General features: G+C 45.8%; 15 protein-coding genes and 1 other RNA gene. 8 read left to right on the forward strand and 8 right to left on the reverse strand.

Annotated features, from left to right (window positions below):
- Positions 1 to 668: 668 nt before the first annotated feature.
- The 5 genes from DVO77_RS01790 to DVO77_RS01810 all read right to left on the reverse strand — a co-directional run bounded on the left by DVO77_RS01790 (position 669) and on the right by DVO77_RS01810 (position 10,799).
- On the reverse strand, positions 669 to 3,407 hold the full coding sequence (locus DVO77_RS01790; protein WP_119977042.1) for a TonB-dependent receptor: 2,739 nt from the start codon (positions 3,405 to 3,407) through the stop codon (positions 669 to 671).
- Between the two features lie 962 nt (positions 3,408 to 4,369).
- Positions 4,370 to 5,578 (reverse strand): porin, encoded by a 1,209-nt coding sequence (locus DVO77_RS01795; RefSeq protein ID WP_119977043.1) that lies wholly within the window; start codon positions 5,576 to 5,578, stop codon positions 4,370 to 4,372.
- A 260-nt stretch (positions 5,579 to 5,838) separates the two neighbouring features.
- Positions 5,839 to 8,196 (reverse strand): DNA polymerase II, encoded by a 2,358-nt coding sequence (locus tag DVO77_RS01800; RefSeq protein WP_259650891.1) that lies wholly within the window; start codon positions 8,194 to 8,196, stop codon positions 5,839 to 5,841.
- 134 nt (positions 8,197 to 8,330) lie between these two features.
- On the reverse strand, positions 8,331 to 8,936 hold the full coding sequence (locus DVO77_RS01805; RefSeq protein ID WP_119977044.1) for a response regulator transcription factor: 606 nt from the start codon (positions 8,934 to 8,936) through the stop codon (positions 8,331 to 8,333).
- 12 nt (positions 8,937 to 8,948) lie between these two features.
- Positions 8,949 to 10,799: a sensor histidine kinase gene (locus DVO77_RS01810; RefSeq protein WP_211328745.1), complete on the reverse strand. Its 1,851-nt coding sequence runs from the start codon at positions 10,797 to 10,799 to the stop codon at positions 8,949 to 8,951.
- Positions 10,800 to 11,084: 285 nt separating this feature from the next.
- Here DVO77_RS01810 and dsrO point away from each other — a divergent pair, with 285 nt between their 5' ends.
- The 3 genes from dsrO to DVO77_RS01825 are packed head-to-tail and all read left to right on the forward strand — an operon-like array spanning position 11,085 to position 16,071.
- The gene (gene dsrO / locus DVO77_RS01815) at positions 11,085 to 11,858 is read left to right on the forward strand and encodes a sulfate reduction electron transfer complex DsrMKJOP subunit DsrO (protein WP_110456706.1); all 774 of its coding nucleotides are present in this window, start codon (positions 11,085 to 11,087) and stop codon (positions 11,856 to 11,858) included.
- Positions 11,855 to 12,955, forward strand: coding sequence for an NrfD/PsrC family molybdoenzyme membrane anchor subunit (gene nrfD / locus DVO77_RS01820; RefSeq protein ID WP_119977045.1), 1,101 nt, complete (start codon positions 11,855 to 11,857; stop codon positions 12,953 to 12,955). The genes dsrO and nrfD overlap by 4 nt, the downstream gene beginning before the upstream one ends.
- A gap of 23 nt (positions 12,956 to 12,978) precedes the next feature.
- On the forward strand, positions 12,979 to 16,071 hold the full coding sequence (locus DVO77_RS01825; RefSeq protein ID WP_119977046.1) for a tetrathionate reductase subunit A: 3,093 nt from the start codon (positions 12,979 to 12,981) through the stop codon (positions 16,069 to 16,071).
- A 470-nt stretch (positions 16,072 to 16,541) separates the two neighbouring features.
- Here the strand turns inward: DVO77_RS01825 and DVO77_RS01830 are convergent, their stop codons facing one another.
- Positions 16,542 to 18,113, reverse strand: a complete 1,572-nt coding sequence (locus DVO77_RS01830) for a methyl-accepting chemotaxis protein (RefSeq protein WP_119977047.1) — start codon at positions 18,111 to 18,113, stop codon at positions 16,542 to 16,544.
- A 361-nt stretch (positions 18,114 to 18,474) separates the two neighbouring features.
- Here DVO77_RS01830 and dinG point away from each other — a divergent pair, with 361 nt between their 5' ends.
- The 5 genes from dinG to DVO77_RS01855 all read left to right on the forward strand — a co-directional run bounded on the left by dinG (position 18,475) and on the right by DVO77_RS01855 (position 23,218).
- Positions 18,475 to 20,547: an ATP-dependent DNA helicase DinG gene (gene dinG, locus DVO77_RS01835; protein ID WP_119977048.1), complete on the forward strand. Its 2,073-nt coding sequence runs from the start codon at positions 18,475 to 18,477 to the stop codon at positions 20,545 to 20,547.
- 8 nt (positions 20,548 to 20,555) lie between these two features.
- Positions 20,556 to 21,329: a sulfite exporter TauE/SafE family protein gene (locus DVO77_RS01840; RefSeq protein ID WP_110456711.1), complete on the forward strand. Its 774-nt coding sequence runs from the start codon at positions 20,556 to 20,558 to the stop codon at positions 21,327 to 21,329.
- Positions 21,326 to 21,988 carry a primosomal replication protein gene (locus DVO77_RS01845; RefSeq protein ID WP_110456814.1) on the forward strand — a complete coding sequence of 221 codons (663 nt, stop codon included), beginning with the start codon at positions 21,326 to 21,328 and terminating at the stop codon, positions 21,986 to 21,988. Before DVO77_RS01840 ends, DVO77_RS01845 begins: the two co-directional genes overlap by 4 nt.
- A gap of 9 nt (positions 21,989 to 21,997) precedes the next feature.
- Positions 21,998 to 22,678 carry a DUF2057 domain-containing protein gene (locus DVO77_RS01850; RefSeq protein WP_119977049.1) on the forward strand — a complete coding sequence of 227 codons (681 nt, stop codon included), beginning with the start codon at positions 21,998 to 22,000 and terminating at the stop codon, positions 22,676 to 22,678.
- 267 nt (positions 22,679 to 22,945) lie between these two features.
- Positions 22,946 to 23,218: a late competence development ComFB family protein gene (locus DVO77_RS01855; RefSeq protein WP_110456713.1), complete on the forward strand. Its 273-nt coding sequence runs from the start codon at positions 22,946 to 22,948 to the stop codon at positions 23,216 to 23,218.
- 313 nt (positions 23,219 to 23,531) lie between these two features.
- Here the strand turns inward: DVO77_RS01855 and ffs are convergent.
- Both ffs and DVO77_RS01865 read right to left on the reverse strand, forming a co-directional pair.
- Positions 23,532 to 23,628: signal recognition particle sRNA small type (gene ffs / locus DVO77_RS01860), an RNA gene on the reverse strand.
- 172 nt (positions 23,629 to 23,800) lie between these two features.
- The gene (locus tag DVO77_RS01865; RefSeq protein WP_119977050.1) at positions 23,801 to 24,100 is read right to left on the reverse strand and encodes a ComEA family DNA-binding protein; all 300 of its coding nucleotides are present in this window, start codon (positions 24,098 to 24,100) and stop codon (positions 23,801 to 23,803) included.
- Between the last annotated feature and the right edge of the window lie 378 nt (positions 24,101 to 24,478).

Below are 24,478 nucleotides of genomic sequence, written 5' to 3' on the forward strand. Positions count from 1 at the left end.
TGCCGTTACTATAAGTGTGTATTTCTCTTGTGATTGTTAGTTATTATCTTCCCTCTCCACACCATATAAAGTGCAGACCCGCTGGCATCATTTCACAAAATGTTGACCGATGTCAACATTTCAAAAGGGCTAAAACCCTATGAAAAGGCGATTACACGGCAAAATTTACATAAGATATGTTTTTTCAACTAACTATGTTTCAGTTAGATACGACTGCATTAACATGAAACATGCTAAAAACTAAATTAAACACCTGAAAAAAAAGCATTTTATCTAGAACACCTTTTTTAAACACAAAAACAACCAAGCAGTAACAAAGTTGCAGATATAAAACCATTTAAATGATTATTTGTTGCACATACATTAAAGCATTAGCGGGTTTTCAGCGATGAAATAGAGTAAATGAAATAGTTAAACTGGCGTAATAACGCCACCCAGCGACCAATGGTTAGCCAGCTTGGCATAGCAAATACTTTCTTTAATTTTAGATCTCGTTACGTGTACAACATGAAACGCTAGGAAAAACAAAACAGGCTTGGCACTGGAATACGATTAACATGGTAAGGTAACATCTCATATAAAAAAAATCGAAAATCAAATTCATGATTTTCGATTTTTTTGACTTTAATTAACTACAACACAAAGATTGTATAGTTAACTTGTCCTCTTTAGAACTTTACACTTGCTCTAACGAAGAAATAGCGGCCTAACACGTCATATGTGTATGGGTCGGTGTTTGAATCGTTATTACCTGAATAGTATGGAGGCTCTTCATCAAAGATATTATTCACACCACCACTTAAACGCACCATATCTGTTACATCGTAGGTTGCTGATAAATCGTGATAAATAATGCTATCCACGCTCGGAGCATAACATTTAGATGGGTCATCCTTACATGCGAATGAATCCATACCATCGATATAACGTGCCTCATACGTAGCACTCCAGATATCGCCAGTTGCGGTAAGGTTAAAGTTAGTCTTTAACTTAGCGTAAGCACCTACACCACCAGTGACATAACCACGGTAATCAACGGCATTACCATCAGGATCAAACTCTTCATAGGTATCAAGAATCGACGTATCTAAACCGGCTTTCCAATCTAGACCAAGACCTTCAAAGACATAAGCTACGTTAATATCATAACCAGAAGTATTGGTTTGACCTATGTTTTGTAAGCCATTATCGAATGAAATACGGCCAGTACCATCAATTTCAATATTAGAAGACTGACATAATGCAGCACCCGTATTAATCTTGTTGCCTGTGGCGTCTAAACACTGATTTGCTAGATAGTTATTGTCAACTTCAGTGATGGTATTGGTAATTGCAATATCAAAATAGTCAACAGTAAAAGACAGACCTTCAACGTAACTTGGCGAGTAGACTAAACCAACTGTTGTGATATCAGCTTCTTCTGGTGTAAGCATTGGGTTACCACCAACGGTAACTTCAGCCTGTGTTTGTGTGGTAGCTGGATGCTTAATTTGCTCAAATGATGGTGACTTACCACCGTATAGCTCACTCACCGTTGGTGCACGAAACGCGGTTGAACGGCCACCACGAATCATTAAGTCTTCAGTCATACGCCACGTAAGACCTAACTTCCACGTTGAGTCATCACCAAATGTGCTGTAGTCGAAGTAACGCATCGCAGCGCTTAAATCCACTTGCTCAGCAAAAGGAAGATCACTTAATAATGGAATCGCTAATTCAGCATATAGCTCATTTACATCAAATGAACCAGCGGTGCCTTCAACACGTGGATCATTCGCAAGACCTTGAGATGTCAATGAGTCGGGAGTGAAATGCGCTGACTCTTCGCGATATTCATAACCAGCAGCAAACCCTAGCATACCGGCAGGAAGCTCCATCACTTCACCAGAAAGTGTTGCAGAGAAAATATCTAATTCACTGCCACCGCTATTTACTTCAGTGTAAATATAAGGTGCAATACTTTCGCCTTCCCAAGAAGATTGACTAAATGGGTCAAACTCTTTAGCCATTACAGCATCGTTAATTGAGCCTAAGTTATGAAGGTTGGCAAGAGTATCTACCGAATCATTTTTACCCTTATTGTAAGAGGCATCCCAAGACCAGCCATTAGACAACTCGCCTTCTAAACCAACAACGACACGCACTGTATCAACTGTCTGCGAGAAATAACGATTACCTGACTCAACCACACGGCGACCGTAATCAAGCTTTTCACCCTCTTGCACCAAACCAACCAGCTCCTGAGTCATCCAAGATGAATCATACGCCCAAGGAGAACTATTCCAGATAGGTTGAGGCGCCATTTGCTGATTTGACCAACGCTTAGAATACATAGCTTCCGAGAAAAACATAATAGAGTCACTTAACTCATAAGTTCCCGAAAATGATAGATTTAAGCGTTCCATTGGTGTTGACAGGTAACTAGTTTCAGCAAAGTTGTAACGATCTGCATCGGTAAAGTCATGATACTGCCCGCCTAAACCACTTAGGTCTGGAACCGATTTATCAGCAAAAGCTTCCCATACTGGTTTACCCGTTTTAGGGTCTGCTACATAGTGACCATAGTAACCGGAATCACCGATTGCATAAGCACCATCTTGACCTGAACCGACTATGCCGTGGTTTTTATCTCCCCATATATGCCCCCCCTGAGAGTAACCACTACCAGCGCAGTAGATATCGCTCGCATCAGTTGTTTCAGCAATTGGACACTTAGAAAAATCTCGGTCAGCTTGGCTCGCATCACCGCGTTTGGTGTATTGACCATTGATAACAATATTACCTTTGTCAAACGTGTTGCCAAGAGTAAAATCGATACTCGTTTCATCAGCATCACCTTCACCACTCAATCCCGTTTGGACATTAACTTCAAAACCTTCGAAATCGCGCTTCAAAATGACGTTGACAACACCTGCAATCGCATCAGTACCATAGATAGCCGATGCACCATCTTTGAGTACTTCAACACGCTGGATCATTGATACTGGAATGGTGTTTAAATCCACTGTTGAAGCAGCACCAGTACCTGAGGCAATCATACGACGACCATTAACTAACACAAGCGTACGATTAGAGCCAAGACCACGTAGGTTAATACGTGCATTACCTTGTGAGCCATTGTTAATGGCCGCGTTAGTCATTGCACCACCAGCAGATGTCATATTACGCAATACATCATCAATAGAGGTTGCACCAGATGCAATGATTGATGAAGCATCGATCACACTGATTGGGCTCGCAGTTTCCAAGTCGGCACGCTTAATACGTGAACCAGTCACCTCTATGCGTTCAACGTTATCAGCTATTTCATCTGCTGCAAAGGCTGTTGGGGCGGTGAAAGCGGTTAACGCAGCACCGCTAACTAGCGCGATACGCACTGAGTTAGCTAATAGGCTATTTTTATACATGTTGTTTCTCCCTGGACATCATTTTTATTTTATTGCGAATATCTAACACGACAACGAAAGCAACATTGTCGGCTAAATTTCTAAGCAAGATAAGACCACAAGAGAAACAATTTCGCAACACTTACAACCCATTTTTTACAGACTAACTATTAAAAGCCGAATTTATAAGCGTTTAAACAGGAATGTTATATACCATTTCCCTTGTCATAACCCATAACACGCTATTAACTCGATGAGAGAATTCAACATAAAATATTATTTATCAGGTAGATAAAAATCATAGATACTCACCTCATCCGGTAACACGCAAACACTAAATTAGACAACCGAGATACATTAGCACCTGAATTGGATGTTACAAATGGCTCCAAAAGCAAATGGAAGGAAAACCTTATTAAATATATGGTCAGTCAGTTTTGTCGTACTTAAAACTAAGCCCTATAGACTATCTAGATTAAATAGTCAGTACGGACTAACCTCACCACTTTGGTTTTTAATCAGATTGAAAAATATAAAAAATATTTCACCCGAGGATCACGAATAGCATTAACATGAGTATTTTATAAAGTAGATATTTTTCGTTTAATAGCGAAGGAGGCTATGTAATTCACAATAGCGCCAGCCTCCTTCAATCAATCTTCACTCACGAATGAATGTAAATAATTAATTACAGCTAATACCGGGAAATTAACAACTAACACACGACAGCAGGACACCATCATGATAGGGCAAACACTATTAACAAAAGAGATAGGTAAAATAGGCCGTTAAAATGAAAAAAGTAAAACTCGCACACAATGTGTTAACGCCGGCGTTATCAACATAGTGAACGCCCTCACGACAAATACGATATTGGATAGAACAACTATCAAAAAATCATGTAAAAGTGCTGTGAGCAGTCAAAAAAAAGCGCTTCATGATGAAGCGCTTTTTATTCAAGATGACGACGTTAAACTGTCAACTTATAAGGTGTAGCGAATACCAATAGCGATACCATCATCTTCAGATAACGACATTTTCGCTTCTTGCTCTTTATCAGCGCTAGTAAAATCACTGTAGTCTTTACGACCTTCGATATAAAGCACAGTATTGTTATCCCACACATAGTGCAAACCAACAACCACAAATTGACGCTTAAACACATCGTTAGGATCGGCGTTGAAGTTAGGCTGGATAACATAATCATCGCCCGCATCTAAGATGTTATACGATACAAATGGACGTAGACCATTATCGAAGGTGTAAGAGAATAAACTTTCTACACCCCACGCATCTTTGATTAAGCGGCCGATGTTATCAGTATCATGGTTTTCTTGCTTATTTACGTTAGCCGCCGCATAGAAGCCAGCATCATCAAAGTTACCCCAAGTCACACCAGCACCATAGATAAGATCGACTGCCGTTGTTTGTTCACCATTACCAAAACGAACGTCAAACTCACCACGGTTTACACCTGCAGTAAGGGTCAATTTTTCAGTTGCTGCATAAGTAATTGCACCGCCGTAAGTGTAGTTAAACTCAACTTGTTGCGCCGCTCTATCGCCATTTACCCAAAGCGCTTCACATGCTTCTTCAGAGATATTATCTGAATCACACGTATAGAAACTGCTATTTTTCAACTGTGCTTGTACAGCAAAGCTGACATCACCGAATGAGTTACGGTATTGCACCGTTTTGTCACCACGGCCTACACCGTTTACAGCACCATCATCTTTGTTATAAGTGTATACACCAGCAGTATTACCATCCCAAACAAAGCCATAGTTTGTGCTGTAAACCACATCGTACCAAGCACCCCATTGCTTACCTATGGTTAGGGTACCGTAGGTGTCGTGGACGATGCCGACATAACCTAGACGGTTATAAAAAAACTCATCCTGAACTGATTCAAAACGGTTGTTATAGACAATATCACTATTACCAACAGGGTTTACGCCCCATTCCAATTTAGTGAACGCTTTCCAGCCATCACTCATATCACGAGTAAAGCCGAAGTTGATACGTGACGCGCCATTAACAACCTCGGTCTCACCTTGAGTGTTAATAACTCGGGCGTCAATAAAACCACCAATTTCGACAGCATTTTTATCGTCTTTATAAATTTCGATAGCTGATGCTGCTGGTACAAAAATGACAGCCGCTAATGCTGTTGCTATTAAACTCTTCTTCATGTGTTGGCTTAACCTTTTATAATGTTCAGTTTGCTGTTAACTTTTACTGCTAACTTTTTATGTTAACTTTAGTGCTACATTCCGTTGTTTTATTTCACTCCCATTCCAAATTGAGACTAACAAAAGATCAGTTGTCACTCAAAGCTGAATATCGCATAAATTGCAGTTTTATTTCACTCAACCACCGAATGAAACCATACTCACCCAAACCCAAAACCATGCATTAACACTCGGAGTTACAACTATTAAAATAATAACAACTATATTAACGTTAGCTGTTTTGACGCCACTTCGGTGAAACTAAGCTCCAAAATCGTAAGTATTGGATCAGAAATGGGCGCGATCTGCTTATCCAAGTAATACTGATAATCGATATTCCCATGACAATACTGCCTTGGTTCAGCCCCATTGGTTGTCATTACATACTCCACTTTACAGCCTCGTTTACCGAAACGACTATCTCCACTGCGCTCACACCACAATGTAGCGGCTTTGACATGCGGTGCAGACTTTGCGGTGTAATCTTCAATATTGCGGCGTAATCGCTTAGAAAACACTAATAGATCATCTAATTCGCCACGCTGCAGCGCGACTATCATGCTTTTTAAGTACTCCACCACATCTTGTTTGGTAAACAAGCGAAGATAGAGTTCAGCCTGTATTTGTCGTGCTACAGGACTCCAATCGCTTCTCACCTGCTCCATCCCCTTAAAAACCAGTTTTAATTCACCATTTTTCTGGGTATAGGCACCGACATAACGCTTTTTTGAACCTTCTAACGAACCACGCAGGGTTGGCATAAAAAACTGTTCAAAGTGACGTTCATACTCCAACTCAAGATAACAGGCTAAATTATAGTCACGTTTTAGCCTTTGTTGCCATTTTCTATTGATTTTAGTCACCAGTGAACGCGCGAAATCATCGATATTATCAATTGAGCTCACATCAGCTAAATGCACAAAAGTAGAATCGGTATCGCCGTAGATCACTGTTAACCCCATCTCTTCAAGCCATCGACGGGTTTGTTTCATGATCTCATGTCCACGCAGGGTAATTGAGCTGGCTAACTTAGCATCATGAAACACGCACCCCCGCGATCCCAATACCCCGTATAAGGAGTTCATGATGATTTTTATCGCCTGTGACAATGGTGCGTTCGCTTCTCGCTTAGCTTGCTCGCGCTTAGTGGCCAGCTCCGCCACTAAGTCAGGTAAAATAGGCGCATTACGACTAAAACGCGCGCCTAAAAAGCCTGCAACGGTATCGGTATCGCTCATCGCCTGTCCTTCGATCAGCCCTTTAGGATCAATTAAAAAGGTACGAATAATAGAAGGGTATAGGCTCTTAAAATCGAGCACTAAAATATGCTGATAAAGCCCAGGGATGGAATCCATCACATAACCGCCTGGGCTTTCTATGCCATCACTTGCTGGCTCACTTGGCGCGACATATCCGGCGCGATGCAGATGCGGTAAATAGAGATTATTAAACGCGGCGACAGAGGCGCCAACTCTGCCAAACTCCAAACCTGTTAGTCTTGAACGCTCAAGGGCAAACTCGGTCAGCGACGTTTTTTGAAAAATGTCCCACACCAGGCGGCTATCTGTGATGTTGTAATGGGCCAACGCCAGCTTATCTTCATTAAATAAGGTGGTGATCTCCTCGCCCCGATTGTCCACATTATCAATCGCTTTGCCCTCATCAAGCAGCTGACGAGAGACATTGTCTAAAGCATAACTATCAAATTGATAAAATGCAGCCTTGAGCCAATCGATGCCATCGAGCACCACTCGCCCTGGAAGCACCAAGGTTTCAGGACGAAACTTACCTTCCACCTTCCACGTTAACAGCTGATGATGTCGTCCCAACTTAAGCGGAATTTGATGGAGAGCTGCACGGCGATACAGCAAGGCTAAGTCAAACGTGACCACGGCCCACCCAATGATAATGTCGGGATCAAAGCGTGCAAACCAGTTAATCAAGGCGATAATCAGCGCCGCTTCATTATCTACCCATTCAATATAGGTGACGCTGCTAGCAACCAATGGAGGATTCACGCCTTCCCCGTTGCCGACCATAATAACTAACTCAATCGCTTTCCCCTCATTGTCCTTGCCATATAAGCCAACGCTATAAAGCTCGCCACTCATTGAGCATTCAAAGTCCAGAGAGACGATAGAAAGTGTGACATCAATATCTGTACGACGGGCTCGATGTCCGATAAGCGTCTTGATACTCTCATTTGGCACCCACTCACCGACAAACTCCACATCTAAGGCGATAAAACGTTCAATGAGGTAGCGTTGCTCAGGACGAATATCGGCTTCGTGCAGCGCTATCCCTAAGTCGGTCGCCTCTCTGACTAACTGACGAAAACTTTGGCTATTACCACAGTAAAGCGCCGTTACCGCTTGATGATCAAAGGTCTTTAGTGTCAGCGCTTCGGTACGTACAGACTGGTGCGCCAAAGGCGATAACAGCTGAGCGACATCTTGGGTACGACAAAAGCAGACTCGCTCACTGTCGTTGATCACCACACGTACAGGGCCATCGAGGGTTTTTAGGTAATAATGCAGGGCGTTGCCCACATGATGGCGAGTCAATATTCGGCCTTTAATCGATTGCCCCCCAGCAGAGGTTAAGCGAGTAGGCTGAGATGTGGCAGCGCTGGGTGTTACAGATTGAGATGTCACTTAAGGTGGCCTGTCATTGTTTAAGTACGCCTAATTAAAGAGGCAGATCGGTGATACAATCACGAATGCAGCACGCCATAAATATAGGCGAGTTCTGCCACAGTTTTGGCGGCAAATTTTTTCAATAAACTGGCGCGATGCACTTCAACGGTGCGCATAGCGATACACAGCTCATCGGCAATTTTTTGATTACGTTTACCGGCAACAATTAACCCCAAAATATCTTTCTCACGTTCGGTTAATGACTGGTAAGCATCGATACTAGCCAATTTATCCAGCTGCTGCATTGAGTTTTCCAATGCAAGGTTGATCGCGGCCACCAGCTGTTCGGCATTAACCGGTTTTTGGAAGAAGTTGACCGCCCCAGCTTGCAGCGCATCGACCGCCATGGGCACATCGCCATGGCCAGTTAAATAGATCACCGCTAGCGGACTTTGATTATCGCGTAAATGTTGATGCACTTGCTGGCCACGCAGCACTGGCATACGGCTATCTAAAATCACACAACCCGGTTGCGTCAGCGCTGCGTTGTCAAGAAAGTGCTGACCATCGCTAAACACTGCGACATTAAATTCATACTCTTCGAGTAAAAATGCCAGAGACTCCCTGACAGACTGATCATCATCGACAACATACACGGGCAAGTTAGTAAGGCGATTATTCATGGGACTTTCTACTCACTGAGGTAACGATACAGGGATAACAATGGTGACTTTACAGCCATGAGGCGCAATAGGGCTCAAACTCATTTGCCCTGCATGATCTTCTATCACATCACGGCAAATTGCTAGTCCTAGCCCCAGCCCTTGTGTTTTTGTGCTCACAAAGGCCTGGGTCGCTGCGGCTTGTTCTGCTGAGATACCAATGCCATTATCGCTAACCGTTAAGGTTAAAACGTTATCCTGATAATGGCTCTCAATGACGATTTCTGGCTGCCAAGTCACATCGGTGTGCTGCGCACTGACGCAGGCATCAATGGCATTAGTGACGAGGTTCACTAACACTTGTTGCAAGCCAATCGGGTCAATATAACACAGTGGTAATGACGTCTGTAGTGACAAACGGTAAGGGATCTCAAGCTTAGTAAGACGAAAATCAAGCAGCTCCATGGTATCAATAATCAATTGATTAATATCGATAAACTTTTTTTCAGCCGCATGCTTCTTGATCATCGTTCGTAGTCGCTGCACTATGTTATCGACTCGCTCTACCTGATGTTGAATTTTTTCAAGTACAGGCACCAAATCCTCAAGCGGACGCTGCTTAGCGATACGTAATAACCCCGCTTCAGTGTAATTTCGTATCGCCGCTAAAGGCTGATTAATTTCATGAGCCACACTGGTGCCCAGCTCGCCCACTATGGCAACGCGCTGAGCATGTTCGAGCAGCTCACCATTGTGTTTTAGTCGGTGCAACGCCTGCTCTAGCTGCTTCTTATTTCGGTTAAAACAATACTCTAACCAGAAGTGATAGCCATTAAGCAGCACTAACGTTACAAACAGCAACCAGCCCCACTGCTGATTATCATCAAGCCAGATAAAGGCCTCCTGCCACCAAGGCAGATGCAAGGGATGCATGTTCAGCTCTTGATACAACTTATCGATAGCTAACAAGCTCACTGGCGATGTCCAACCTGACGCTCTGGCGGCAATGGCCGCCTCACTCTCAGCAGGCATAGCCAATAAGGCTTGGGACATCTGTTTCGCTAATTCGTTAGTGGCACGCTGGGTCTTGGCAAATGACCAATTGGGATATAGTTCACTGGTCACTTGGCAGGGAAAGTAAGCCGGCGAGCGGGACTGGATCACCCGATAGTTATCCTCGAGTAACCCATCTGTCACCATGCTTTCTAATAAACAGGCAGGCACGACCGCAGCCTCAATATGCTTATCGCGTAGCTGATACAAACTGGCATCGATGGGGAAGCCTAAAAAGCGTACACGTGAAAAAAACGCATTGGCATCAAAACCCTGACTTATTAAATGATGGCGCAAACTTAAATAGCCCCCAAAGGCGTTACTGGCCACCGCAGAGAGGGGTTTACCGTAAAGCTGCTCAACACTGTAATAGGGGGAATCACGGCGCACCACCAGCGCTGAGCCAATACTGTTGGTTTGGCTCTCACCTGTATGGCTGGTCATGGTTACCAGCCAAGAGAGATCAAATTGCCGCCCAAGCTGTACCGCTTGTCCGGGGTTGGTTATCACAAAATCGACCTTAAGCTGCTCAACGGCGTTGGCCATTTCATCCAAGGTTAGCGGATGTAACATAAAACGGGAATTGGCAATATGTGACTCCAGCCACGTCATCGTTGGCTGCCAACGATGACGTGCCGCCGACTTACCACGAGTGGCTAATACCGCGACATCGATCATTTTCACCGCAACAGGCTGGTTAGCATCAGCAATGACAATATCGCGCTGCGCCCCCCTTTGGCTGCTTACGCTATCGGTCGGCATTTCGGCTAGAGCAGGATTAATAGCAGAGCAAATAACAGCGCATGCACTGAGCCATAGCCCCCAGTGCATTAAGTCGCCGCGCCATGCTGTTTTTAGCCATGTTGGACTTAGCCGTAATGCATTATTAAATAGCGCTCTTTGACATCGAAATATCAAGCATGGACTCAAGGCCTCATTCTCCTGTTTATGTATCATATCTTCTTAATTATTAGAGGTATATCACCCTATGGCGGTCATATAACTTGTTCTAGATCAATATTGATCTGGGTATGTGGAAATCCACAATACCGCCACTGATGTGAATAACGAACAATGGCCGCAGTACATTTTATCACCCACCCAAGTAGGCGTTATATGGATACTGATAAACGACATTTTCTTAATCGCATAGCGGGTATTACTGCCGGTGCGGCGCTCATTCCCGTAGCAGGAGTCAATACTGCGGTTGCCAGTACGGTTATTCGCAACAACCAACAAGCCGATCGTAAAGGTCACATAGGTAAACGCTATGCCATGGCGATCGATCTGCGTCAATGCGTCGGATGCCAAGCCTGCACCGTCGGCTGCAGCATAGAAAATCAGGCACCAATTGGTCAGTTCAGAACCACGGTTAAACAGTACGAAGTCAAGCTAGACGGTAAAGAACAACCCCAGCAGGTGAAGGCATTTATGTTACCGCGTTTGTGTAACCATTGCGATAACCCGCCTTGTGTCAAGGTCTGCCCAGTACAAGCTACCTTTCAACGTGAAGATGGCATCGTCATGGTCGATAACGAGCGCTGCGTTGCCTGCGCCTATTGCGTCCAGGCCTGCCCTTATGATGCCCGCTTTATCAATCACGACACCTTAACTGCCGATAAATGCACCTTCTGCGCCCATCGATTAGAAGAGGGCTTACTCCCAGCCTGCGTCGAAACCTGTGTGGGCGGTGCTCGCGTGATTGGCGATATCAACGACCCTAATAGTGTGATCAGCCAATTACTGACCGCAAACAAAGACGATATCAAGGTACTTAAACCTGAAAACAATACTCATCCACACGTGTTTTACATCGGCATGGATGAGCGCTTCGTCAGCCATGTCGACGGTCAAGCCGCCCTCTACGAACCTGTGGGAGAACAATCATGAACATCACCGAAATCTTGATTCCAGCACAAGAAGTGGCCTGGCTTCCCTGGGCAGTGCAATACTTTTTCTATATTGGCGCCTCTTACGCCGCGGCAATCTTGTTTCTCGTCGCCTTGTTTTTTAGCCGTCAAACCACCCACCATTTTCGTGTGGCACTCGCGCTCACCATGGCCATCGGCGCCATTGTTGGCCCGCTGGCACTCACGGGCGATCTACATCAACCGGGCCGCGCTTGGCATTTCTATTTTCATGTCACGCCATGGTCTTGGATGTCATTAGGCTCGTTTTTCTTACCGCTATTTTCTGGGCTAAGCGTGCTGACCGCCTGGCTTTATTTGCGCCGCGATATTGCCGCGTGGCAGTTTAGCGAGTCCCCCTGGCTGCGCAAGGTAGCGCTGTTAACCTTGGGGCAATGGCAAAGTACTCCCAAGCAGTTACTGATGGCCGCCAGCCTTACCGCGCTATCAGGGTTGAGTATTGCCATCTATACTGGCGCCGAAATTTCAGTCATCGCCAGTCGCCCTTTATGGCATCAACCCGCTTCAGCGCTACTGTGGTTTACCAGCGCATTTGTTGGCGCCATCGGCTTTACCCTACTCACATGGACACTGCTGCCTAACGCGACAAAACCGGCGTTAAGCTGCGCCGATCGCAACATCATCCAACGCACTAGCGTTATTGCTGCGACCTTGGCATTAGTGTTAGTGCCGATTTGGGCCTCAAACAACCCCAGCTTTTCACTGTTCGCCGATCCCGTTTGGCTCATCAATCTTACGCTGATGGCCGCGTCCTTATTGGTGTGTATTGGTTTAGCGCTGCTGTTCGGCGTCCTTGCCACGCGCGAATTCGGAGTCATTGCCATGTTAGTTTGCAGCCTACTGTGTGCGTGGATCATTCGTTGGGTGACTATTTTGGAAGTACAAACCATTGCTCGCTTCGATGTGGGAGATTTTGCCTATCAATTACCCGCTGGTAGCGCCGGCTGGCTTGGGATCATTGGCATATTCGGCCTATGGCTGGCACTGGCACTTATCGCCTCAGAGCTTATCAACACTAAAGCTACTGCGGCTCGCCAACCTCAAGCTCCGCAGCAATAACCAACATATTTAAGGATTTTAAAATGGATAATAAACGTCGTCTGCTACTAAAATCAGGTTTTGCTGTTGGTGGATTAGGTGCATTTTCAGCCGGTTACAGTGACACCATTCATCATGCAGTCAAAGGAACCTTAGAGGGCACTGCGGGTAAAAAGACTCAGCACATTCACCACGGCAACTCGTTAGCGCCAGAATATCACCTCAATGCGAATGGCAAACTACTGCCTAATCCAGATCAAAGAGTCGCGCCGTCTATGTGTTTTGGCTGTTGGTCGTTATGTGGCCTGCGAGTACGTATCGATAATCGTACCGATGATATATTGCGCATTGCTGGTAACCCATACCACCCACTATCGCACCATGAGCAAATCCCTTACGCGACCCCTGTTAAAGAGGCTTATCGTTCTTTAATGGGCGAAGCTGGGCTCGCGGGACGCTCCACCGCCTGCGCCCGCGGCAATGGCATGTTAGAGATACGCAACAGCCCTTATCGTATCACCCAACCGCTTAAACGTGTGGGTAAACGCGGCGAAGGCAAGTGGCAACCCATTAGCTATGAGCAGTTGCTCAACGAAGTGATAGAAGGCGGCGATCTGTTTGGTGAAGGCCAAGTAACTGGGCTGCGTGAAATACGCGACATTCACACCCCGCTGGATCCCCAAAACCCCGAATATGGCCCCAAAGCCAACCAGCTATTAGTCACCAATGCGGGAAACGAAGGCCGTGATGATATTTTAAAACGCTTTGCCTTCAACAGTTACGGCACGCGTAACTTTGGTCACCATGGTTCCTATTGTGGCTATGCGTTTCGTGCAGGCTCGGGCGCCATGATGAATGATTTGAATAAATTCGCTCATCTAAAACCCGATTTAGACCACGCCGAATACGTGCTATTTATTGGTATGTCACCGGCGCAAGCGGGCAACCCGTTTAAACGCCAAGCAAGGCAATTGGCCGAAGGACGCACTAGCGGTCGGCTCAAATACACCATCATCGCCCCGAGTTTACCAGCAGGCTCATCGAGCTTAGCCGCCGGTGATAACAACAATTGGCTGCCCATCAACCCAGGTACAGACTCTGCTTTAGTGCTGGGCATGATCCAATGGATCATCGCTAATCACGCTTACAACCAATCCTTTTTGGCCCAGCCTAGCGCCGCAGCTATGGCAAAAGCCAATACTGCCCATTGGTGTAATGCCACACACTTGGTGATAAGTGACGAGAGTCATGCCGATAATGGCCGCTTCCTGCGCGCCTCCGATATTGGCCTGAGCTATAGCGGTGAGCCGTTATCTGACAGCGACCCTTTTGTGGTGGTTAATGCGGCCTCAGAGCAACTTAACGTCAATACCCAAGACGATGCGGCGCAGCTGTTTGTCGATAGGCAAGTCATTAGCCATGGCAAAAATATCCGCGTAAAATCATCATTGCAACGCTTAAAAGAGGAAGCCTTTAAGCATGACTTGGCGTTTTATAGCCAGCAGTGTGGCATCGCGGTAGCACAAATCGAAGCCTTAGCGCGCGAGTTCACCAGCCACGGCACCAAAGCGGTAGTCGATACCCATGGCGGCAATATGCACACCAATGGCTTTTATAACTCTTTTACTATTTTAATGCTTAACGCGCTGATTGGTAACATTAATATGAAAGGTGGCGCCATGGCTAAAGCCGGTGGTTACCCCACATCGGCCGCAGGCCCACGTTACGATTTCACCCAATTTAACGGCAAGACTAAGCCAAAAGGGATTTTCTTATCTCGCAGTAAATTCCCCTACCAAAAAACCAGCGAATATAAACGCCGCGTCGCCGCTGGAGAGTCACCATACCCTACTCGCGCGCCTTGGTATCCGATATCAGCCCCACTGCTCACCGAGCACTTATCGGCGGCTATCGACGGTTACCCTTATAAAGCCAAAGCCTGGATTAACCACATGGCCAACCCGCTTTATGGGGTACCCGGGCTAAATACCCTGCTGGGCGATAAGCTGAAAGATCCACAGCAATTAGGCCTGATTATCTCTATTGATGCTTTTATCAATGAGACTACTGCGCTGTCTGATTATATTGTGCCCGACACTGTCACCTATGAAAGCTGGGGCATGTCTACCCCTTGGCACGGCGTACCGACCAAAGCGGTCACCGCACGCTGGCCCATTGTTGAACCGCGCACCGACAAAACTGCCGATGGCCGAGCGATTAACCTTGAAAACTTCGTTATCGATGTGGCTAAACGGATGGAACTAGGCGGCTTTGGCGACAATGCGATACCAGACAACCAAGGCAACTGGCATGGGATCCACAGCGCTGAAGATTTCTACCTGCGGGCGGCGGCAAACCTTGCCTATGTTAAAGGCGGCGTTCCGAGCGTCGAAGCAGAAGACATTGCTTGGTCAGGGCTTGAGCGCCTCATGCCGGCGATGACCCGTACCTTAACAGGTGAAGAGATGCGAAAAGTGGGCTACATCTTTGCCCGTGGCGGTCGTTTTGAAGACGCCAGCCAAGCTTACCAGCAAGAGAGAATGAAGCATCGCTGGGCCAAGCCACTGGCCATTTGGAATGAAACCGTCGGTACATCAATCAACACCATGACCGGCGAGCGCTACCTAGGTTGCCCAACTTGGTCACCGCAACGCTTGGCTGACGGCACGCCATTTGAGCAACAATACCCTAAAACACAGTGGCCGTTTAGCTTGACCAACTTTAAGTCAAACATCCACAGCTCGGTGTCTAATTTATCACCACGCCTCGCCTCTATTAAAGGGATTAACCCTGTGTATATTCACCCCGTTGACGCTAACAATGCGGGGATAAGCACCGGCGATCACTTTATGATTGAAACCCCAAGCGCTAAAACCCAAGCCTTAGCAATGGTCGTTGAGGGGATAATGCCCGGGACTTTAGGGTTTGAGCATGGGTTTGGCCATACTGAGCTAGGTGAGCGGGCTCATTGGATTGGTGACAAACAGCAGCCCGTTAAAATGAAATCCAGCGATGGGGTCAATATTAACGACATCGGCCTTATCGACCCTACCCGCAAAGGCCAAGGCGTGATGCTCGACTGGGTGGTTGGCGCCGCCGTTCGCCAAGCCTTACCCGCTAAGATTTATAAGGTGTAAACACATCGCGCGATTGCCCCTTAATCAACGCCGTCATGATTAACATGATGGCGTTTTTTTATGCCTTTTACTGACTCGATTTAGTCGATGCTAAGCCTGTTGCAGCCTAAAACCTAGGCATTAGTCATTAGGCGAGTAGCATTAATCTAGTGGGCTCAGTCTCATGGAATTAACCTTGTAGAATTAACCTTGTAGAATTAACCTTGTAGAATTAACCATCTGGCATTATCCATCCCACATTGAGCGCGTTAAGTAGAAGCATGCCGATAACAGATACACCTCACTTGGTTATTTGATTGCTTGGCAGTTTGGTTGCGGTCGCTATAGATATAAAAACGCCGCTATATCAGCGGCGTATGTTCATACTCATTTAGCTTTCTGCTGACGGCCTCAATCCACAATGCCTGCCATTTAAGGGACTTAGTTTAAGAGACGTGGCGATGATGAGCGATTGTGCTTAAGCAATCGCGTTATCGTTTTTGAAATTGCTGCATTAAACGTTGTAAATCGCCTAACTGACTCACCAAGTCAGAACCACGTTTCACCGAGTGATCGCATCGCTCAATATTGGCTAATGACAACTGCTGAATGGAGATGATGTTGACATTAATGTCTTCTGTCACACTCGCTTGCTGATGCACCGCAGCGGCAATTTGTTGGCTAGCACTGGCCACTTCGCCCAGCATACTATTAGCATGTTTAAGCACATCACCAGTACGTACGGCATTGTCTCGGCACACATCTGATAAATGACTGCCTCTTTGTGTCGCCGTCACCGCTTGGCCTGCGGTATGTTGTAGGTGAGTTATCATGCTGTGAATTTCCTCGGTGGAAGCTTGGGTTTTTGAGGCTAACGCTCTCACCTCATCGGCCACCACCGCAAATCCGCGGCCACTTTCCCCCGCTCGAGCCGCTTCTATCGCGGCATTTAGGGCCAGCAGGTTAGTCTGATCGGCTATGGTACCAATCACTTCGAGGATCTTTTCAATCTCTTGGCTGCTCACCGACAGATCATTAATAATGGTTTTGGCACGCTCCAATTCTGAGTGCAGCTCAGCCACCGAATCTATCGTGGTTTGCACATTATCGAGGCCGTCGTCAGCAAGCTGATTCACTTGTTCTACCAGTTGTGATGCCGCCATCGCATTATCTGCCACATCTCGAATAGAACTAGCCATTTCAGTTACCGCGGTGGCCACCGAGTCAGTCCCTGCACCTTGGTTATCTAAATTGTCCTTAATCTCTTCTTGATTGACTAACTCTTGCTCGGCGCTAACGTGAATTCCCTCAGCAGTTTCGCAAGCCCTGGCAACAATTGCACGCACCTCAGCTTTACGCTTTTGCAGCGCCAGTTCAATCATAGAATATTCATCATAGCGCCCGGTATACACCAGTTCCATCAACGGATTATCATATGCTTGTGTCGCCAGCGTTGCCACCTGCCCTAAACGTCGTTGATGGAAAAATTCATTGAGTAAAAGCCCGGCCATCGCCAGTATCGATACCATACCACCTGCGTACAACGACGCACCGCTCATCATAACTATGGTGCTAGCGAGCGTAGTTAACGCAGCCAGATAACGTGCCCAACGATAATTAAACCGCGGCCTTGATAGCTTAGATGGCATCCCTTTTTGGCTCATTTCACTGTAGAGCGACTCTGCACGCTTAACCCATTCTCGATTAGGTTTTGTACGCACAGACTGGTATTCAATAATCTTACCCTTAGCATCTGTGATGGGGGTGATAAACGCAGAGACCCAATAAAAACCGCCCTCTTTACGGGCGTTCTTCACAAGCCCCATCCAGCTGCGCCCAGATTGAACCGTGTGCCATAACTGTTTAAAAGCCGACTTTGGCATATCGGCATGACGCACTATATTGTGTGGTTTACCAATTAATTCATCAGCTTGATAGCCGGCAATATCACAAAAACCGGCATTAGCATAAGTGACGTTGCTAGCGGGATCTGTGGTTGAAATGAGATTAGCATCGAGATCAAACTCGACTTCACGTTCTGCGTTAGTATGCTTACTGACCATATTAAGGTGACTTCTTCCCGAGATTATGTTGCCTTGCAGTGCGTTATGACTGACAGACCCAATACGTAAAAGAGTGCGCTGCCGATCACAGTTGTTAGTCTTACAAATGTTAACAATGTAAAAGCAGAAGCTATGTTATCAATTTCGCAACTTAAACAAATGACTTACAGGGTGCAGTATGAGCTTGCTCACTAAAATTTCATTTGTGCTACCAAGCGCACAACGAACAAAACACCAAAACCCTGAAGCACAAACAGATAACCTCTGGTGCTTATAACGACTGATTAAGCGCTGAATCATATTCCGCTGATACTGTTTTACTGTTATTATGTACAGCTGTATTTCTCTGCTATGTGCCTCCATGTTATCTGCCAACGTTAAAACTCAGATCCGCACTATCTATAAAGATATTGCGGCCGCCTTGCCCAACTTTCGCTCTCGGCGCGAGCAAAACTATATTGTGGCAGAGATCTCAAAAACATTAGCAGGTGAATATGACAAACATAGGCGTATCATTGTCGTCGAAGCCGGCACGGGGATTGGTAAGTCATTGGCTTATATTCTCGGTACCATTCCACTTGCCTTAGCGAACAAGAAAAAAGTCTGTATTGCCACCGCAACTGTCGCGCTGCAAGAGCAGTTGCTCAATAAAGATTTGCCCTTCTTTTTACAGCAATCTGGACTCGACTTTACCTTTGGCCTGGTCAAAGGGCGTCAACGCTACGTCTGCTTAGCCAAACTCGAAATGCTCATTGGCAGTGATGACGGCACGCAGATGGCCATGTGGCAAACTAAACCCGATAACAGCCAGATAGCCTTATTACAAAGCTTATTAAAAGATTTCCATGAAGGCCATTGGAATGGCGAGCGTGATACCCTGACGCAACAACTGCCCGATCACCTTTGGAGCCAAATCGCCTGCGACAAGCACAGCTGTCATCGGCAACTGGCCAGTCATCGCCACTGCCCGTTTCATAAGGCGCGTGAAGATATTGATACCTGGGATGTATTAATCGCTAACCACAGTCTGCTTTTTGCCGACCTCGAGCTAGGTGGCGGGGTGATTTTGCCCGATCCAGAAGATCTCTATTATGTGATTGACGAAGCACATCATCTCCCGATCGTCGCCAGAGATTTCTCCAGTGCGCAGGCGACACTTAGGGGCGCGGTCGATTGGTTAGAAAAGATAGGCAAAACCAGTGCTAAGCTGCAAAATCAGCTGAAGAGTAACCATATTATTGCCCCTGCTCAGGCGATGTTAGACCATATTAACGAATTAACTGGCTTGCTCAACGCCGTGGCGCAGTATTGCGATGGCCAAGGCGCGGCATTTGATAACCCTGAAAACCGCATCCGTTTTGAGCATGGCAAGCTGCCGCAACCTTTGGTTATTCAAGCGGAAAACTTAGCGAGCGCCTCTAATAATGCCCTCAAACAATTTAATAAAATGCTAACCCTGCTCAACGAAGCCATAAAAGATGGTGAACTGCCCAAGCATCAGGCTGAGCAACTGCTGAGCGAAACCGGCTTTATGCTGCAGCGCTTAGAAAACCTGCAAAAATTGTGGAAGATGATGGCCAAGACCGACAGTCCTAAAGGGGCGCCTATGGCCAGATGGATAGAGCAACTTCCGGGAAAACAACACGACTACTTGTGTAACGTCTCACCAATTGAAGTGGGCTTCATGCTCGAATCCTTATTGTGGGAGAAAGCCGCCGGCGTGGTTCTGTGCAGCGCTACATTACGTGCACTGAACAATTTTAATCATTTTACCCATCAAGTGGGCCTGTCGATAAATGATGGCAGTCGTTATCTAGCCATGGATAGCCCATTTGATTTTGAGCAAAATGCGACCTTATATCTGCCAAAAATGCGTACCGAACCTACGGACGACCGTTATACCGATGAGCTTGCCGAGCAGATATTGACCCTTATCGAAGGTGAAACCGCCACCTTAGTGCTGTTTGCCTCATACTGGCAGATGGAAAAAGTGGCCGATATTGTCCGCCCCAAGATTGACAGCCCATTATTGATCCAAGGGGAAGACTCGCGTCAACAACTGCTGACACAACATAAACAGCGCTGTGATGCTGGCGAGGTAAGTATTATTTTCGGCACGGGCAGCTTCTCTGAAGGGCTCGATCTGCCTGGGGATTATCTTACCAATTTAATTATCACCAAATTACCCTTTGCAGTGCCAACCTCTCCGGTTGAGCAAGCCCATGCAGAATATATCAAGATAAAGGGCGGTAATCCGTTCTTACAACTGACCATACCCGACGCATCGCGTAAATTGATCCAAAGTTGTGGTAGATTACTGCGTAAGGAAGAGGATTATGGCCGTATCACTATCTTAGATCGGCGTTTAGTGACTAAACGCTACGGTAAGTCACTGCTTGATGCCTTACCGCCGTTTCGCCAAGTGATAGAGTAGGAACCACATTGGAGTTACTTTTAGACCCCAGCGTTTGGGTTATTTTAGCCGCCACAGGTTTTATTGCCGGCTTTATTGACGCTGTCGCCGGCGGCGGTGGCTTACTGTCGATCCCGGCGTTATTAACCATAGGCGTACCGCCACACGCGGCGCTCGGTACCAATAAATTGGCCGCCAGCTTTGGCTCATCCATGGCGGCATTTACCTATTATCGTAAACACTTTTTTGAACCACGCTTTTGGTACCATGCTTCAATAGCCACCTTTATTGGGGCTGTTATTGGCACCTTCGTAGTGTATCTAATTGATAATCAATGGCTCGAAAAATTACTGCCACTTATAATCATCATCATTGCCATCTACACCTTGCTAAAACCCAGCGTAATGGGAGCTAACACCCACTTACCTCCAACTCGCGCGCCATCGGCCTTTAAGCAATGGCGCCAAGGGATACCACTGGGATTTTATGATGGTTTTGCAGGGCCTGCTGTTGGAGCATTTTGGACAATCAGCAGTATTTCACAATACCAATTACCAGTACTCAACAGTTGTGGATTAGCCCGCGCCATGACCTTTATCAGTAACCTAACCTCTTTAATGGTCTTTTTAGCCTTGGGACAAGTCAATATTGTTATCGGTTTATCCATGGGCTTATGCATGATGTTAGGCTCGTTTGTTGGCGCTCGCACCGCAATCAAATTTGGCGTACCATTTATCCGTCCGCTATTTATCACCGTGGTTATTTTGATTGCCGTCAATTTGGCGTGGAGTGCATGGGCATGAACACCTCAGAACTAATTCATCGTTTACGAGTCCAACTTAAGCAATTAGAGCAAGAAGTACTGCAACATGACAGTCAACTGGCAAAAGGACAACGTAAGCTACTACACGATACCGAGCGTTTTAACCATGGCTTATTTAATCAATCTGGTGCCCAGCTTGCCCCTTGTATCAGTCAAATCAGCAATAAAATTACGCAGCTCGAAAAACTACTCAAGGGAAATATCTCGACATCGACCGTAGCGCTAAGCTGTGAAGGTATTCAAGATAGATTTACCGCATTGCGCCGGGCACTGAATACCACCACACTTGATGTGAAATCGGCCGAGCAACAAAGAGTATCGCGTATTGCTAATGCTAAGCAACGACGGCAACAATCCCACGCCGATAGCGGTTTTAGTTGGATTGCCTCTGGCGTAATGCATAATAGCCACCAGCTGTATGATGAATTAAACAAACATTTGAACTGGGTTCAAACATTTGAGCAAAAAATTGCAGATTTACAATCAAAACTTGAAAACTGTCATAGTGCTGACAAAATTGCACTGCAAAATGAGATACTTTTAGTCCATCGTCGCTTAGGTAAGTGTCGACAAGCTATTAGTTATATAGAAGATCGCATTCAGGCGTTTGAACGCCCGTATAGAAGTCATAATCGTTAAGGAGTAACAATGAAATCAGTAATGCCAATCGCTTTAATCGCTTTGCTTGGTAGCTCATCGGCAATGGCCGCCAACCTCACCATTCCCATGGCATTTGAATACTTAGCCCTTAATGGTCAAAAAGTAGAAAGCAGCTTGTTTAATCATAAGGCCGATTTAAGCCTAGATAACGGTACACATAAAATCGCTATCCGTTATCACGATATGGTGCAAGATGACTTCAGTGACAGCGAGAGCTTTATCAAATCATCTCCCTTTATCGTTACCCTTAAAGTTGATGGAGACTATCAATACCAGCTACAGCCTGCCGAAGGTGAAATTATTAAACGCCCGAAAGAGTTTGCTAAATCCCCCGAGGTTATTGTCACTCGAACAGGTGGTGGGCAAGTCAGTTATCAGGTGGAACAAACTGATATAACTGAGTCTTCATTCATCGGTAGACTCTTTGGTAATGACAGCGGACAAGATGTTGAAGCCGCAGCAGCCGTTGCAACGGGCAGCGCTGTGGCTGCCAGCTCCGTCCCCGCAAAACCTATTAGTGCAATCGAAGCCGCGACATTACCCGCAACAACAACACCCAGCAACAAGAGCGAAGCTGAACATGCTCAGCAAATGTTGCAATATTGGTGGTTACACGCCGATGAAAAAACACGCAAAGAGTTTATGAGCTGGGCTATCAAACAGTTGTGATTAAGTTGTAAGTACCACAAGCTGAGTCACGCTGGCAATATGTTGGCGTGACGCTCCCCATATCGAAATCGCCCCCAGTTTCGCCTCGAACAATATACCGCCTCACACCTTTCTCGCGTTTACACTTAATAACATTGTCAGTATTACCCTACTTTGCATCACGTACCTGACTATCACGCAACGCTAAATAGTTATTGCGGCTAAGCCAATATGATTGCAAACTAGACAAACGATATAAGCCAAGCCCCTCATCGTGGAGATAGATGCATGCAACTAGAAATTCGAAATTATTATGAAGTACTGTTACTCGAGATGCTGTCTGATGAAGGGTTAATTGATGAACTCCCCGAAGACTATCTCGCCGATTTATGCTGCGTGACGCTCAATCAGCTGCCCGTACGCTATATTCGTCATCTCGTCGATACCTATTTTTTTGAAGATTATGACGAACTCAAGCAGATGAAAACGGAGATCCAATCCGCCTTAGAGAAATCTCGCGCTTTTTTAAAAACTAAGCTTCCTAAACAGGAAAACCTATAAATAGAACCAACGCTTTCAATTAATAGTTTCACGTTACCAAGGATTTCAATTAAGGGCGTACGCCTTGGTATTCACACGCTCGCGACTTTCCAGACATAACTCAGACCCCCAGACATAAAAAATCACACCTATGGGTATTTCACTATTTATAACGGCACGGCATTAACCAAAGATAAAACGGCAAATATTAGAAAAGATAATGCAAGTTTTAGCTAACCGATTTCTCATCGAGTGTACTATTTGCGGTCTTTATGAAATAAACCTTTGATTAGAATTTAATTTTTAAGATTGGTTTACAGGAGGTTTGGAGGTTTCCCTAGAGCCACACCCCGGCACATGAGTCGCCTGCTGCGGTTGCTCCCTTCCGGGCCTGGCCGAGTTCACAAGTTATCATTGCGGGGGGACCCTAGGGTCACCATAGATCCTTAAAGCATGTTCACTCTAAGACGGGGGCATTATCTATCATGCAGCAGATGCGATCAAGCGAATATCTGCATATGAGGCATTCTTTATGCCTGAGTGGTGAATCTATAAACAAATACCCACAAGCGCGGGTATTTTTAATAAAAACAAGTCAATCATTTACAATGTGATATTGGCGCGATTGTCCTCCAGTAGTTTAGGACCTATGCCTTTAACCTCGGACAATTGATTGATATCAGTGAATTTACCGTAGGTATTACGGTACTCAATAATCGCCATCGCCTTATTTTCGCCAATTCCTTTTAGCTGACTTAACTGCTCTACTGTGGCGGTATTGATATTAACAGCTTGCGCCTGAACTGGTGCATTCACAGTGACAGGCTCAACTTTTTCGGCCCCATGAGCCGAACCGATTGCCAATGTAGCCGCGATTAAACAGCCCAATAATGTTGCTTTCATAACCAACTCCTTGAGTATCCATTAGGGGATGACCAGCATTCCTTTTTCCTTGGTCACGTTAAAAACATAGAACAAACTCATACCTTGTGCAAATACGTGACAAGCACCAACAACAAGTCGAGCACACGGTGACGACGATCACACAAAATGACTTTCAGTTTATTTCATAACTGGATGAAATCTGTTGTAAGCGATTCAATATGAAAAAAAATGTGATCCACCCCTTACTTTAAAGTGTGATTCAGGTAGCATTGAGCCGCATTTTATTGCGCTACTGCACACATACAGCTGTAGTACAAAGTAATTTAACTACAAATAAAAAGCTTTGTGCCGATCTCACGCTGGGATAATGTTGTGCACCTAACAACAAATATATGG

It is taken from the genome of Shewanella algidipiscicola (assembly GCF_003605125.1).
In the GTDB taxonomy this organism is placed as follows: Bacteria; Pseudomonadota; Gammaproteobacteria; order Enterobacterales; family Shewanellaceae; genus Shewanella; species Shewanella algidipiscicola.